Below are 12,447 nucleotides of genomic sequence, written 5' to 3' on the forward strand. Positions count from 1 at the left end.
AGTGCTATGCCTGCATTTTTACAACTCGATGGCATATCGAAAATATTCGGCGGCGTCCACGCGCTTTCGGATGTCAGCCTCACGCTGGAAGAAGGCGAGGTACATTGTCTGTGCGGACAGAATGGATGCGGTAAGTCGACGTTGATCAAGGTGATGTCTGGCGTGCACCAGCCCGAGCCGGGCGGCCGTATTATTATTAGCGGTAATGAAGTCTCGCCGCTGACGCCCGTGGAAAGTACTCGCCTGGGCGTGCAGGTGATCTATCAGGACCTGTCGCTGTTCCCCAATTTAACCGTGGCGGAGAACATTGCCGTCGGCCAGCATACCGGCCGCTTTAAACGGGTTAACTGGAAAAAGATTTATGAGATAGCGGCCGACGCGGTTGCGCGCATTGGCGTTTCGCTCGACCTGAATGACAAAGTGGCGGATATCTCCATTGCTCAGCGTCAGCTGGTGGCAATTTGCCGGGCGATGGCGGCGAATGCCCGGCTGGTGATTATGGATGAACCTACATCCTCCCTGACGCGCCATGAAGTGGACGCCTTACTGAAGCTCACCCTGCAGCTTAAACAACGCGGTATCACGATTGTTTTTGTCAGCCATCGTCTGGATGAAGTGCTGGAAATTGCTGACCGCGTTACCGTGATGCGCGATGGCGTGAAGCTGGGCACCTACGATGCCCGCGAGATGTCAGACCGTAAACTGGCCACGCTGATGACGGGTAAAGAGTTCCATTATGAATCCGTTGCCAAAGACAGACCACAAACCGAAACGGTGCTCGAAGTCAGCAACCTGTCCCGTAAAGGCGAGTACCGGAATATTTCATTTGATATTCGGCGGGGCGAAATTCTCGGCCTCACTGGCCTGTTGGGATCGGGGCGAACCGAATTAGCGCTGAGCCTGTTTGGCCTGAAGCGTCCGCATCAGGGCGAAATAAAACTTCACGGCCAGGCCGTGCAGATGCGATCTAACCGCGACGCCATTGAGTACGGCATTGCCTATTTGTCAGAAGACCGTCTGGGACTGGGCTTAGTTCTGGAGCAGTCAATCAGCGCCAACATCACGCTCTCCGTGGTGGAGAAGCTGGTGAATAAAGCCGGACTGATTCGTGACGATCTCTATGAGCAAACGGTCAACGAGGCAATTGCCTCACTGTCTATTAAAGCCGGTAATCCCGACAACAAAGTCAAAACCCTGTCAGGCGGTAACCAGCAGCGAGTGGTGCTGGCAAAATGGCTGGCGACCCAACCCAAACTCCTGATTCTCGACAGCCCCACAGTAGGCGTTGATATCCATGCCAAAGACGGTATTTACGCCATTGTGCGCAAACTCGCCGCCAGCGGTATTGCCATCATCATGATTTCCGATGAGATTCCCGAAATTTATTACCACAGCGATCGGGTGTTAGTGATGCGCGGCGGCAGGCTTAATGGGGAATATTTCCCTGGCCGCTGTAGCGAAGAAGAATTAAAGGAGGCAGTAAATGCGTGATTTCCTCCAGCGCTTTATTCATACCCACGAATGCCGCCTGCTGGCGGTGATGACCCTGATGATTGTGTTCCTGACCGTATTCACCACGGAGTTCGCAACGTTACAAAATCTCTTAGACGTTTCAGGTGCAACGGCCTTTATTGGCATTATGGCCGCAGGCCTGTTGGTGGTGATTATTACTGGCGGCATCGATCTCTCTTTCGCCGCTACCGCCTCTATCACCCAGTACGTTGCCCTGACCTTAGCGAACAATATGGGCCTGGGCTGGGTGGGCATTTTTGCCGTTGCCATCGGCCTGGGCATCGTGCTGGGTTTTATCAATGGCGTGCTGGTAAACGTACTTCGGACCTCCGCGCTGATTATCACCATTGCGACCCTGAACGTTTTCTTCGGCATCCTGCTGACGGTAACCAGCGGCCAGGACATCTTCATGCTGCCTGACTGGTTTAACGCCGGCTTTGAACTGGTGTTCTATACCGATGCACAAGGTGCCACCTATGCGCTGAACTTCCAGATTATCGCCCTGGTCCTGGCGTTTGTTTTGACGTGGCTACTGCTCAACAGAAGCAATACCGGCCGACAAATTTATGCCACCGGTGGCAATCCGGATGCCGCGCAACGCGTCGGCTTCAACGTATTCAAACTGAATATGCTGGTTTATGGCTACATGGGGGCGCTGGCTGGTCTGGCGTCGCTGGTTCAGGCACAGCTTGCCCAGTCGGTATCCCCGACGGCGCTGGTTGGCAGGGAACTGGATGTGGTGGCTGCGGTGGTTATCGGTGGGGCGAGCCTCACTGGCGGTAAGGGGACGGTGTTGGGCACCGTACTGGGCGTGGTACTGATTGCCGTGATGCAGAATGGCCTGATCCTGCTGGGTGTTTCATCTTACTGGTCGTTATTCAGTACCGGCCTGGTGATCATCGCCGCCATGATCATGATGGCCAGAGAAACCCGCAAACAGAACAAGCTCGTCAATGAAGGGGCGATATCATGAAGCAGACTGGCAATGTGTTAGCGCAGGTGGAAAAACGGTTGGGAACGACCAACGTCCGGCTGTTGTTTATCCTGATAGTCATGGTGATCGGTCTTGGGCTACTTGAGGGCGACAAGCTGTTTGCGGCGGCGGGATTGCGATCGATGGGCTTCCAGTTGCCGGAGCTGGGGTTTCTTGCGCTCGCCATGATGATTCCTATGCTTTCCGGCGGTATCGATCTTTCCATCATCTCCACCGCCAACCTGTGCGCCTTAACGGTCGCCTACACGTTGACCACCTTCATGCCTGAAATGCAGGGCGCATCCGGGGATCTGCTACAAATTGGCGCACTGTTGCTGGGCCTGGTGTTGTCGGCCCTGGTGGGGTTACTGAATGGCGTGCTGGTGGCTTATCTGCGCGTGCCGCCAATGCTGGCAACGCTGGGTACGATGACGGCGGTGAAAGGCATTGCAATCGGATTCAGCCATGGGGATGTTATTTCCGGTTTTCCGGCACCGATTGTGTTTATCGGTAACGGCACCCTGTTCGGCATTCCTTTCGCCCTTATCATCTTTGCCCTGGCGATTATTCCGTTAAGTATTTTCGTCAACAAAACCCCGCTGGGTAAGTCGATAGCCATGATCGGCTCCAATGAGCGAGCGGCCCATTATTCCGGCATTAACACGCGTAAAAGCCTGGTGTGGGTGTATCTGATTTCTGGCTTATTTGCCGGTATCGCGGGCATCATCATGATGGCACGCTTCGACTCGGCCAACGCGGCGTACGGTGAAAGCTACCTGTTGGTCGCTATCCTGGCTGCGGTACTGGGCGGTGTCGATCCGTTGGGGGGATTTGGCCGGGTCAGCGGCGTGATTCTGTCACTGCTGATTCTGCAGTTGGTCTCTACCGCCTCGATTTTGCTGGATCTCAGTCAGTTCATCACGCTGGCGCTGTGGGGCGCAATTTTGATTGTGGCATCGGGCGGCGTCGTGCTCAAAGAATGGCACTCTGAGCGGCGGAAACTGCGTAAAAAAGTGCCCGCGATGACACGAAAGGCGTAAATTCTGTAAACCCTGTTACTGCATCACCACGTCGCACCTGAGGCGGCGTGGCTATCGGGCCTCATGACATGATAGATTTAAAAAATAATCATTCAATAAGGTATGTCATGAGTAATCGAGCTGATGATGTCAGTGCTATAGGTCCCCGGTTACGACTAATGATCGCCTCATTAACCTCTCTGGAAGCCCGGTTGGTTCATGCCGTGTTATCAAGCGATTTTGATGAGAATGTCTCAATCAAAGCCATTGCCAGCCGTTGTGAGATGTCTGAGGCGATGGTGGTGAAAACAGCAAAGAAGTTGGGTTTCTCCGGTTTCAAAGAGTTACGCATAAAAGCCGCCCTGTATAACCGCCTGCCCATCACCGAAATGCATCAGGAGCTTTCTCCCAGCGATACGACACGTGAGATCGTCAGTAAGGTGTTTCGCACCTCCGTCCAGGCGATTGAGGAAACGCTGGCCATTCTGGATATGGCGGCTTTTGAAAAAGCCGCGGATCTGCTGGCCAGGGCACGTCAGCGTGATTTTTACGGCTTCGGCGGTTCGGCGCAAATCGCGCGGGATGCGGTGCATAAGTTTCTGCGTATCGGTACCCGTTCGGCCGCTTATGACGATCCCCATATGATGCTGATGTCGGCTGCGTTACTGAACGAGCAGGATGTGGTTGTCGCTATTTCCCATTCCGGCCGGACGAAGGACATCATCGAAGCGGTAAAAGCCGCGCAGCTTCAGGGCGTACCGGTGATTGCCATCACCAATTCCATTGGCTCGCCGCTGGCTAACCTTGCCGACACCGTGATCTGCTCCACCGCTCAGGGTTCGCCGCTGACCGGTGAAAACGCGGCTGCGCGCATTGCACAGTTAAATATTCTGGATGCCCTTTTTGTTGTGGTCGCACAGCGCGACTATGCACAGGCCGAACGCCAGCTGGGCCGCACCATGCTGGCCGTCGCCCATAAACGAAAATAGCCAGAGCAACCACTTTCACTATCCTCAACGATTCCAAAGGAACATCGAATGGCAAAACGGGAGCATCACTACCAGGTCAACGTGCGCTGGAGCGGTAATCGAGGGGATGGCACGCAGTCCTATACCGCTTATGATCGAAACGGCGAGCTGTCGGTTGAAGGTAAAGCCACGGTTGCGCTCAGTGCCGATCCCGCTTTTCGTGGTGATGCCACGCGCTGGAATCCAGAGGAGCTTTTACTGGCGTCAGCGTCGGCCTGCCATAAGCTGTGGTATCTGCATCTTTGCGCCGATGCGGACATCATTGTGGAAGCCTATGAAGACACGGCAGAAGGCACCATGGTTGAAGGCGAAAGGGGCCATTTCACTCAGATCACCCTGAAACCCGTGGTGACATTGCGTAATAAGGACGACGCAGCCCGAGCCGAAGCGCTGCATCATCATGCCCATGAAGCCTGCTTTATTGCGAACTCGCTGAATTTTCCGGTGCGTTTTGAGCCGATGTTTATTTAACGGTGAGATTTCGCCTGTCGGCAGTTAGTGATAACGCGGGATCTAACCAGCATAAGAACAGGCGAAACAGCGTTTCGCCTGTGAATGTCAGTACATAATCAAAATCGGTACTGCAATCCTGCTGTCACGGTATAGTTATGGTTGGCAATACCTGCCGCATCGCCGTCAATCGTTCCTGACTGGCCGCTGACGTTATCAAAAATCTGTGTACCACCTTTGCCTTCTTCGTATTTACTGTAGGTAAATTCAGCAAAAACTTTAGCATTAGGGGTAACGTAATAACCTGCGTCAACTGAAGCACCGTAGTAACGCGAACTTGATGTTTTTTCACGGAACGTCAACTGGCGAACATAGTGTTCGTCGTTATCATGGGCATTAACCCAGTCGCTGAATTTAAGAAGAGTACCGAATTCAAAGTTATTTATTCTGTAGCGCCCGGTCAGTCCTACGTACGGCATTGAAAAGCGCTGACTGTAACCTATGCCTGTTTGATCACGTGGAAAATCACCTACCAGAGTGCCATTATTGTAATCAAATGAGCCGCCAATAGCAGTCCAGCTGAAGCGGGTCTCCTGATAGCCAGCCACCGCACCTATCCGATAGCTGTCTCCCTGTATAAACCAGCCTTTCAGATTAAGATCGTACTCATTAGCATGATTCATACGCGTATAGGGATGTGAAGAATGGTCGGTCCAGTTACCCTGATTACTGTTTTGCCAGTCATAATCGTCCAGATGACCAGAACCGCTGGCAAGAGAAGTCCATCCACGTGCATTGAGTGTCAGGAATGAGTAGGCATCCCACGAAATGTCGCCTTTCAAAATGGCCACATTTTTGATCTTCCAGTCCAGCTGACTAATTTTACGACCCGTGTCAGGGTCGTAAACAAGTTCCCCGGATTTCCCACCTAGCATACCTGTTGAGGCAGATATACTAAGACTATCCGCGGAGATATTAGGTGAAAGTGATATCTCTTTAGCCTGAACGCCAGCTGAAAACCCTGCCATCATCATTACAAAAAAGCATTTTTTCATTTTTACCACCCTGTTTTTTATTAGAAAAAATCCTAAAAGCAGTTTCAGAATAAAATAGAGATGTCTGCTTAAACAAGTAAAAAATTGTAGTTGATGGCAGGGTTTAATAACTTTCAAACAACGCAAATCAAAAAAATATTCAACCCTACACCTGAGTCTGGCACCGAAAATGAAGAGTTAAATAGGCTGTTTTACCATGTTGCCCTTTATTCTACAAATGAATATCACTCTGTTTAATCATGGAGTTTTCTCCCTTACATCGTAAGTTTGACGCTCAACATGCTAATTAAACGTAGTTAAGAACGTCAGGATTAACGCTTAAATTAACTTTTACGACGACCAGCCGCAGGCGTCAGCCATTGATGAGGCGTCTATACCCAGTTGCGTAAGAAATGCACCCATTAGCACTAATTCGCCGATAAACGCAGCGCCATCGGTTGCTAACAATGCCACCGCTTGGGCAGTAATCACGGTTGCCATGAGCACCCAGTTATACCAGGCCATGTTATCCTCAATTGCTCCCAGGATTTGGCGGATACCTGTTAATTTATAAATGGCAGAAATAAGGTTGAAGATTGCCGTTGCAGTATTCAATGCCCCCTCTGCATTACTGATTGCCTGGAATAAACTGGAGAGTCCGTCCAGTTGAGTTCGGGTAAGGCCGTTAACAACTTCTGTAGCGGCTTCACCACAAACTTTACCTGTGATGCCAAGAAACTGAAAAAAAACGGTAAAACAATCAATCGCCACGATTATTTCTTTACTTGTGCATTCACTAATCGCAACCGATCTTCCGGCTGTTGATACAGAACGCGAACCTGGCGAATCCGACCATGGAATATCATACTGACCGTGAACCAAGTCAAACATGTCACGAATTGCTTTATCTTTATCCAGCGTTTCACCAGCGGGAGGCGGATTTTCTGCAACGATTTTGTCGAGAAAAGGCGATGTTACGTTTTGAAATGTTAAAAAGTCTAATTCTTTTAAACTGTTATCAGAAAGAGGCTGGCTCATGAGTGACTATTCCTTTTGATATTTACTAAGAAAGTGGCTGTTTCCGGGTATGCTAACGGGTAATCCTGTTCGTAATTTTATTTAAAGTTAGCCCTTTTCTTTAAAAGTTAAGATGGTTGTTTGCCTATTAATTTTTCAATATCAATAGGTGTTTTTTATTTTTTATGCGTTTTTGAGCATTAGTTAAGTTTATATAGTTTAATGTTTTTAAAGAGTGTGGGAAAATAAAAAAATATAGTTTATTATTCTTTTTAAAATTTTTTATTTATTTTATTCAGTTGGTTGCACCTTTTTTATACGACGGTGGTGGTTAAGGTGGGTAGAGTTTTTCGCTCATAATTTTCATATTTTATATAAGTTTATTTTTTCAGAATCTCAATTTCACGAAATTACTATGAGCGCGCTGATATCACTATCCTAAAATCCTGTGTGGTGCTTAAATCTGGAAGAAATTTCCCTCTTTTCGTATTCATTCGTCAGAGTTATTAAAGTATTTTAGCCCCAGGCCGATACTTTATGCGCAACTGGCGAAATCCGTCGCCAGTATTATGTGACCCCCATCTGGGGCTCAGTCAACATAAGGAGCAACTGCATGGATATACAGCAACTCACCACTCTGTCTGCAGGTTTAGAACAATGGCAGGCTCGCGGTGAAGCCAATGCGAATCTGTTGAAAAAAACGCTGAATCAACAGGCAGATACCATCACTACGCTTGTTGAGGGTGTGACAGCACTTCCCTCTAATCCGGCTGTAGGGCGTAACATCAACACCACCGCCTGATAATGCCGTTACGGATCCCCGGGCGGCTTTCGCTGTGCCGCCCGTTTTAATGCATGGCGCGGTTTATTCCCTTGTCTGAATCTGGCTGAGTCAACGGCCTTGACTCAACGCTTTCATCACAGCAATTTCTTCCAATATCCGTGAACCTCACCTGGATTAAATAGGTTATCGCTCATCTGTTGCCTGGGAATGCTATGTCTTCGCGCCTGTTATCGATTGGTTATTCAATGCCTAAAACACGTTTAATCGCGACGTACCCTTTAGATGTTCTTCGCACGACATTGAGGGGTTTTTTGACCGCTATATGCTTCTTCACTATCACGGCCCACGCAGAGCGCCTTAAATCTGAGGAGCCATTGTTATGATGTCTTTTTCAACGGGTTTCCTGTTGAGCCTGTCACTGTGCCTTGATATCGGGATTGCCAACATTGCCATGATTACGCTGGCGATGCAGCGTGGCTATTTTCAGGGGTTCTGGTTGGGAGTCGGCACCTGTGTGGGCGATTTGATCTATGCCGTTCTGGCGCTGGCTGGCATGGCGGTGTTGCTGCAGTTCGAGGTCGTACGGTGGATCATCTGGATAGGTGGTGGTGCTTTGCTGGTGGGGTTTACCATCAAAATGCTGCTGTCCGCCTTTCGTAACGTCAACGATATCGATACCACGCTGAGTGCGGCCAGACGGTCAATGTGGCGTGAGTTCCGGCACGGTATCGTGCTGGCAATATCGTCGCCGACTGCCATTTTGTGGTTTGCCACGGTGGGTGGTGCATTGATTTCCCGATTCGGGCAGCAAAGCATTACGGGATCGGCACTGTTTCTGAGCGGTTTTTTTCTGGCGGGGATCGTATGGACAGCGGCCCTGTGCCTGGTCGGTAGCCTCGGCGGCAGGTTGTTAGGGCAAAAGCTATTGAGATATTCCTATATGGCTTCCGCGCTCATCTTTGCCTACTTTGCCTTATATGTGATCGTGTCAGGATATAAAGAATTTATTCTTTCCTGAACCCACCTGTGAAGCATAGTGATGGGGTGTTATCCCCATCACTTTTCGAAACGCATTGATAAAATGGCTCTGATCGTAAAATCCCAGCTGATAAGCCGTATCAAGAGGATGGCTGTTTTGCCGGAGTAAATCCCGTGCCGCACACAGGCGAAGCTGCATGTGATACTGCAGAGGAGGAAGCCCGGTGTACTGCGTAAAACGTCTGACCAGATAATATTTTCCGATACCCGCAACCTGTGCCAGTGTTTCCAGCGAAAGTTTTACGCTCAGATGCTGCCGCATAAATACTTTTACCCGATCCATCTTCTTATCTGAAAAGGTCCCCAAGGGGGCATTTGTGGATAGCAGCTCAGCGCACAGCAGCAGCAATGCCTGCTCTTCCTCGGCGCAGTCATGATGTTGGGTCAGGCTGGCATAGCGGCATATGGCGTTAAATAATGCCTGATCGGTGAAAACGCCTTCAGGCAACACGGGTGCCGCATGGCTGCTGCTAAGGTTCTGGCTAATGCTGAGCGTTTTCAACACGCACTGCGGAATATGAATGCTCAGGAACTCCGCCCCATGGTGATCGAAGCGCGAGGACTGAACGCTTGCAGGGTTATACAGGGTGATCTGGCCTGCGTTAACCCACTGTGTCTGACCATTGAGCGCAATTTCCTCAATGCCCGCCAGGTTAGCGCTGATAACGTATTCATCATGCGTATGTCTAGGAAACACGGCGTCATTGGCGTTCACGCGAGAGCACTCCATGCCATTGCGGCTAAACCAGTCCAGAGCGTGCAGCGCCATAAGAAGCCCTCTTACGTTAAGCATCAGAGCGATGTGGCTCTGACAAGACCATTCAGGCAGGCTATATTAACCTTATTTCGGGACGGATATGTGTGTACCCGCCAGCGCAAGAGAGATGTTGAACCTGACCGGTAGTGAGGCATTTTTTCGATGTGTTCTTTCGATGAAAATCGGGGGGAGGTGAAGATGGATGATTTTTTAAACCTGATAGCGAACTGTTGCCTGCTTTTCTCATTTGGAAAGAAGAAAGAGGTGAATACGTCCATCACCGCGCTAAAATACAAGCCGTTAGTGAATATGGGCGTCTGTGAGCCGAAGACGCATAAGAAGGGCCCGTCCGCTAAGTGATGGCTACGCGTAAAATGAAACCGCGCGTGAAGATGCAGGGCACTGAGACGTCCCTCATGGGTGTCGGTCTTTCAGACAGAGATAAACCGGCCTGGCGTCCGCCCCATCCTGTTCTCTGGCTCCCGACCACGTTGTTGTGCTGAATGACAACGGCCCGCTGGCTCCTCAGCACGAGCAGGCGATAGCCACAGGTTTTTAGTCCTGTCACGGCCTGTCCGTTTGCAAAGACGTTTCCTCACGCCACCCACTGTGTCTTGATAGATATCCCGTTCAGCCACGGCCAACATGATCTTCTGCCAGGCCACGCGCCACCGATCACAGGCGAGAGCTATCAGTGCAATAGATAGCATGATCACAATAACTGCACTTATTGTTAACTTTGTATTAATAACATTGGTTATCATAACCCCATCGAAAGCGAATTGCTTTCACACTTACAACATTAAGGAACAGGATTATGAAAACCATTAAAACACTGTCGATTGCTGCCGTTGCTGCACTGTCATTCATGTCGGCCTCAGCTTTTGCACAAACCGTTACCGCAACGGGTTCAACGCTGGACGGTACAGAAGCCAAAATTGCCGCTCAGGCCGAGCAGCAGGGCGCACAGTACAAAATCATCGAAGCCAATACGAACGATCGCGTTCACATGACAGCTGAGCTGTATAAATAAGCGTTACGGATGCGCCGGCGCGAAAAAGGGCTGCTTAATGAGCAGCCCTTTTTGTGTCTGCACAGACAGCAGCGCACCAACCTTGTCAGATTGAATCGCCGCCGTGCGCCGTTTGCGCTCTGCAAGCAGCGTCATGATTAAAAGGTCAGGCTTCCCCGCACATAAACCGCGTCAGATCAGCATAATGTCGATGCCGTAACCGCTTCATTCAGCCATAACGTAAATTTTACAGAAGAGGGTTAGCCCGGTCACAATCTTATGGTTGTTTATTCGCCATTGTCTCAAGCCCGTTCTTTATCCTGCCGATAAACCCTCCAGACCACTCAACATGGCAGTATAAAAAATGACAATTTTTAAAAAAATATTTTCTATTTTTCCTAAACACCAGCATAAACACGCCGCCGATTCGCTCAGAGCTTTGGACGATGCGGTTCCAATCATCGAATTTACCCCGGATGGCACCATCCTTCGGGCCAATGCACTGTTTCTAAGCAAGATGGGTTACGAAGCGCAAGAGATCGTCGGCCATCACCACAGTATGTTTTGCCCGCCATCAATGGTGAACTCATCTGAGTACCGCCAGTTCTGGCAGCGCCTTGCCAGCGGCAAGAGCTTCAGCGGCAAATATTTGCGTCTGGGCAAAGACAGCCATCCGGTCTGGCTGGAAGCCAGCTATGTCCCGGTGAAAGACAAACATGGCCGCGTCATCAAGGTCATCAAGCTGGCGGCAGATATCTCCGAGCGCATCAGTGAGGCACAGCAGCAGGATGCCCTGGTGCAGGCGATCAGCCGCTCAATGGCGGTCATCGCATTTAACAAAGCCGGGGAAGTGTTAGAGGTTAACGAAAACTTCCTCAAAGCAACGGGCTATAAAGCCGACGAGATTCTGGGCAGGCATCACCGTATGTTCTGTTCCGAGGAACTGCGCAGCAGCAAGGAATACCAGCAGTTTTGGCAGCGTCTCAATCAGGGCGAATTTTTCTCTGGGCAGTATCCGCGACTTAATCGTCATGGCGAAACTATCTGGCTGCGCGCGACGTATAACCCGGTTTTCGATGCCGATGGCCGGTTATATAAGATTGTAAAATTCGCCAGCGATGTTACCGAGCAGGTGCTGCAAAACCAGCAAGAAAATGAAGCGGCTCAGCACGCGTGGAAGATGGCGCAGCAAACCCGCGAAAGCTCGGTAACGGGTGCGGATGTGATTGAAGACAGCGTCAGAACCATGGCCGAGATCGCCAAAGAGATGAACAGCGTTTCCGCTGACGTCTTTGGGTTAAACGGCCAGTCAGATCGCATTGCCGATATGGTGCACACCATTCGCAACATCGCTGAGCAGACGCGATTTATCGCATTAAACGCGGCAATTGAGGCAGCCCGTGCCGGCACGTCCGGCCGCAGTTTTGCCATCGTGGCCGCCGAGGTGCGTACTCTGGCTGCCCGCATCAATGAAGCCACTGAAGAGATAGGTCGCGTGGTATCCAGCAATAATCAGCTGGCAAAAAAGGTGCTGGAAGATATCGAAAATAACCTGAAAAACACCGCTCGCGGCGTCAACCTGATGCGCCAGGCCGGAGAGGTTATCGCCAGCATTCAGAGCAATTCGGAGCGGGCAGAAGAGGCGGTCAGAAACGTTTCACGCTCGACGTCGCCTATTTAGCGCTTAACCCTGCAGCAGCAGGTCACCCGTCTGCGCGGGTGACCTGCTGCCTGTCCGGCTGTTTTCTGTCAGGCGCTCCGCCAACATTTCACTTTGTTTGCCGCCATTCGATAAGGCACTATTAGCCCTCTCTGTCCCTGCC

Annotated in this window: 13 protein-coding genes; 9 read left to right on the top strand and 4 right to left on the bottom strand. The window is 50.6% G+C overall.

Translation table 11 applies throughout. From position 1 onward, the window contains the following. Positions 1-6 precede the first annotated feature (6 nt). From A6A26_RS05325 to A6A26_RS05345, 5 genes are all read left to right on the top strand, one after another. Positions 7-1,491, top strand: a complete 1,485-nt coding sequence (locus A6A26_RS05325) for a sugar ABC transporter ATP-binding protein (protein ID WP_063877787.1) — start codon at positions 7-9, stop codon at positions 1,489-1,491. Continuing rightward, positions 1,484-2,485: an ABC transporter permease gene (locus tag A6A26_RS05330; protein ID WP_063877788.1), complete on the top strand. Its 1,002-nt coding sequence runs from the start codon at positions 1,484-1,486 to the stop codon at positions 2,483-2,485. Before A6A26_RS05325 ends, A6A26_RS05330 begins: the two co-directional genes overlap by 8 nt. After that, complete coding sequence (locus tag A6A26_RS05335) at positions 2,482-3,525, top strand: ABC transporter permease (protein ID WP_063877789.1); 1,044 nt, start codon at positions 2,482-2,484, stop codon at positions 3,523-3,525. Before A6A26_RS05330 ends, A6A26_RS05335 begins: the two co-directional genes overlap by 4 nt. Positions 3,526-3,593: 68 nt before the next feature. Beyond that, positions 3,594-4,493 carry a MurR/RpiR family transcriptional regulator gene (locus A6A26_RS05340; RefSeq protein WP_063877790.1) on the top strand — a complete coding sequence of 300 codons (900 nt, stop codon included), beginning with the start codon at positions 3,594-3,596 and terminating at the stop codon, positions 4,491-4,493. A gap of 48 nt (positions 4,494-4,541) precedes the next feature. Then, complete coding sequence (locus A6A26_RS05345; protein WP_063877791.1) at positions 4,542-5,003, top strand: OsmC family protein; 462 nt, start codon at positions 4,542-4,544, stop codon at positions 5,001-5,003. A gap of 98 nt (positions 5,004-5,101) precedes the next feature. Here the strand turns inward: A6A26_RS05345 and A6A26_RS05350 are convergent, their stop codons facing one another. Both A6A26_RS05350 and A6A26_RS05355 read right to left on the bottom strand, forming a co-directional pair. Then, positions 5,102-6,037 (bottom strand): omptin family outer membrane protease, encoded by a 936-nt coding sequence (locus A6A26_RS05350; RefSeq protein WP_063877792.1) that lies wholly within the window; start codon positions 6,035-6,037, stop codon positions 5,102-5,104. A 330-nt stretch (positions 6,038-6,367) separates the two neighbouring features. Next, positions 6,368-7,054 carry a hypothetical protein gene (locus tag A6A26_RS05355; protein ID WP_063877793.1) on the bottom strand — a complete coding sequence of 229 codons (687 nt, stop codon included), beginning with the start codon at positions 7,052-7,054 and terminating at the stop codon, positions 6,368-6,370. 592 nt (positions 7,055-7,646) lie between these two features. Here A6A26_RS05355 and A6A26_RS05360 point away from each other — a divergent pair. Then, a complete protein-coding gene (locus A6A26_RS05360; protein WP_063877794.1) occupies positions 7,647-7,835 on the top strand; it encodes a YjfB family protein in 189 nt (62 codons plus the stop codon). 361 nt (positions 7,836-8,196) lie between these two features. Further along, entirely contained in the window at positions 8,197-8,835 is a 639-nt protein-coding gene (locus A6A26_RS05365; RefSeq protein WP_063877795.1) for a LysE family translocator, read from the top strand. Here A6A26_RS05365 and A6A26_RS05370 read toward each other — a convergent pair. Further along, positions 8,806-9,624, bottom strand: coding sequence for a helix-turn-helix transcriptional regulator (locus tag A6A26_RS05370; RefSeq protein ID WP_063877796.1), 819 nt, complete (start codon positions 9,622-9,624; stop codon positions 8,806-8,808). The two genes, A6A26_RS05365 and A6A26_RS05370, sit on opposite strands and share 30 nt — an antisense overlap. A gap of 805 nt (positions 9,625-10,429) precedes the next feature. On the opposite strand from A6A26_RS05370, the gene A6A26_RS05385 reads away from it, so the two are divergent. Next, positions 10,430-10,645 carry a YdgH/BhsA/McbA-like domain containing protein gene (locus A6A26_RS05385; RefSeq protein WP_063877799.1) on the top strand — a complete coding sequence of 72 codons (216 nt, stop codon included), beginning with the start codon at positions 10,430-10,432 and terminating at the stop codon, positions 10,643-10,645. Positions 10,646-10,648: 3 nt separating this feature from the next. Here the strand turns inward: A6A26_RS05385 and A6A26_RS26145 are convergent, their stop codons facing one another. After that, complete coding sequence (locus A6A26_RS26145) at positions 10,649-10,780, bottom strand: hypothetical protein (protein WP_256391432.1); 132 nt, start codon at positions 10,778-10,780, stop codon at positions 10,649-10,651. 208 nt (positions 10,781-10,988) lie between these two features. Here A6A26_RS26145 and A6A26_RS05390 point away from each other — a divergent pair, with 208 nt between their 5' ends. After that, complete coding sequence (locus A6A26_RS05390) at positions 10,989-12,305, top strand: methyl-accepting chemotaxis protein (RefSeq protein ID WP_063877800.1); 1,317 nt, start codon at positions 10,989-10,991, stop codon at positions 12,303-12,305. Positions 12,306-12,447: the final 142 nt, after the last annotated feature.

It is taken from the genome of Pantoea sp. OXWO6B1, assembly GCF_001641135.1.
Classification (GTDB): domain Bacteria; phylum Pseudomonadota; class Gammaproteobacteria; order Enterobacterales; family Enterobacteriaceae; genus Pantoea; species Pantoea allii.

Coding starts and splice junctions, on each gene's coding strand:
- A6A26_RS05325 (WP_063877787.1), top strand. CDS start 7: ATGCCTGCATTTTTACAACTCGATGGCATATCGAAAATATTCGGCGGC.
- A6A26_RS05330 (WP_063877788.1), top strand. CDS start 1,484: ATGCGTGATTTCCTCCAGCGCTTTATTCATACCCACGAATGCCGCCTG.
- A6A26_RS05335 (WP_063877789.1), top strand. CDS start 2,482: ATGAAGCAGACTGGCAATGTGTTAGCGCAGGTGGAAAAACGGTTGGGA.
- A6A26_RS05340 (WP_063877790.1), top strand. CDS start 3,594: ATGATAGATTTAAAAAATAATCATTCAATAAGGTATGTCATGAGTAAT.
- A6A26_RS05345 (WP_063877791.1), top strand. CDS start 4,542: ATGGCAAAACGGGAGCATCACTACCAGGTCAACGTGCGCTGGAGCGGT.
- A6A26_RS05350 (WP_063877792.1), bottom strand. CDS start 6,037: ATGAAAAAATGCTTTTTTGTAATGATGATGGCAGGGTTTTCAGCTGGC.
- A6A26_RS05355 (WP_063877793.1), bottom strand. CDS start 7,054: ATGAGCCAGCCTCTTTCTGATAACAGTTTAAAAGAATTAGACTTTTTA.
- A6A26_RS05360 (WP_063877794.1), top strand. CDS start 7,647: ATGGATATACAGCAACTCACCACTCTGTCTGCAGGTTTAGAACAATGG.
- A6A26_RS05365 (WP_063877795.1), top strand. CDS start 8,197: ATGATGTCTTTTTCAACGGGTTTCCTGTTGAGCCTGTCACTGTGCCTT.
- A6A26_RS05370 (WP_063877796.1), bottom strand. CDS start 9,624: ATGGCGCTGCACGCTCTGGACTGGTTTAGCCGCAATGGCATGGAGTGC.
- A6A26_RS05385 (WP_063877799.1), top strand. CDS start 10,430: ATGAAAACCATTAAAACACTGTCGATTGCTGCCGTTGCTGCACTGTCA.
- A6A26_RS26145 (WP_256391432.1), bottom strand. CDS start 10,780: ATGACGCTGCTTGCAGAGCGCAAACGGCGCACGGCGGCGATTCAATCT.
- A6A26_RS05390 (WP_063877800.1), top strand. CDS start 10,989: ATGACAATTTTTAAAAAAATATTTTCTATTTTTCCTAAACACCAGCAT.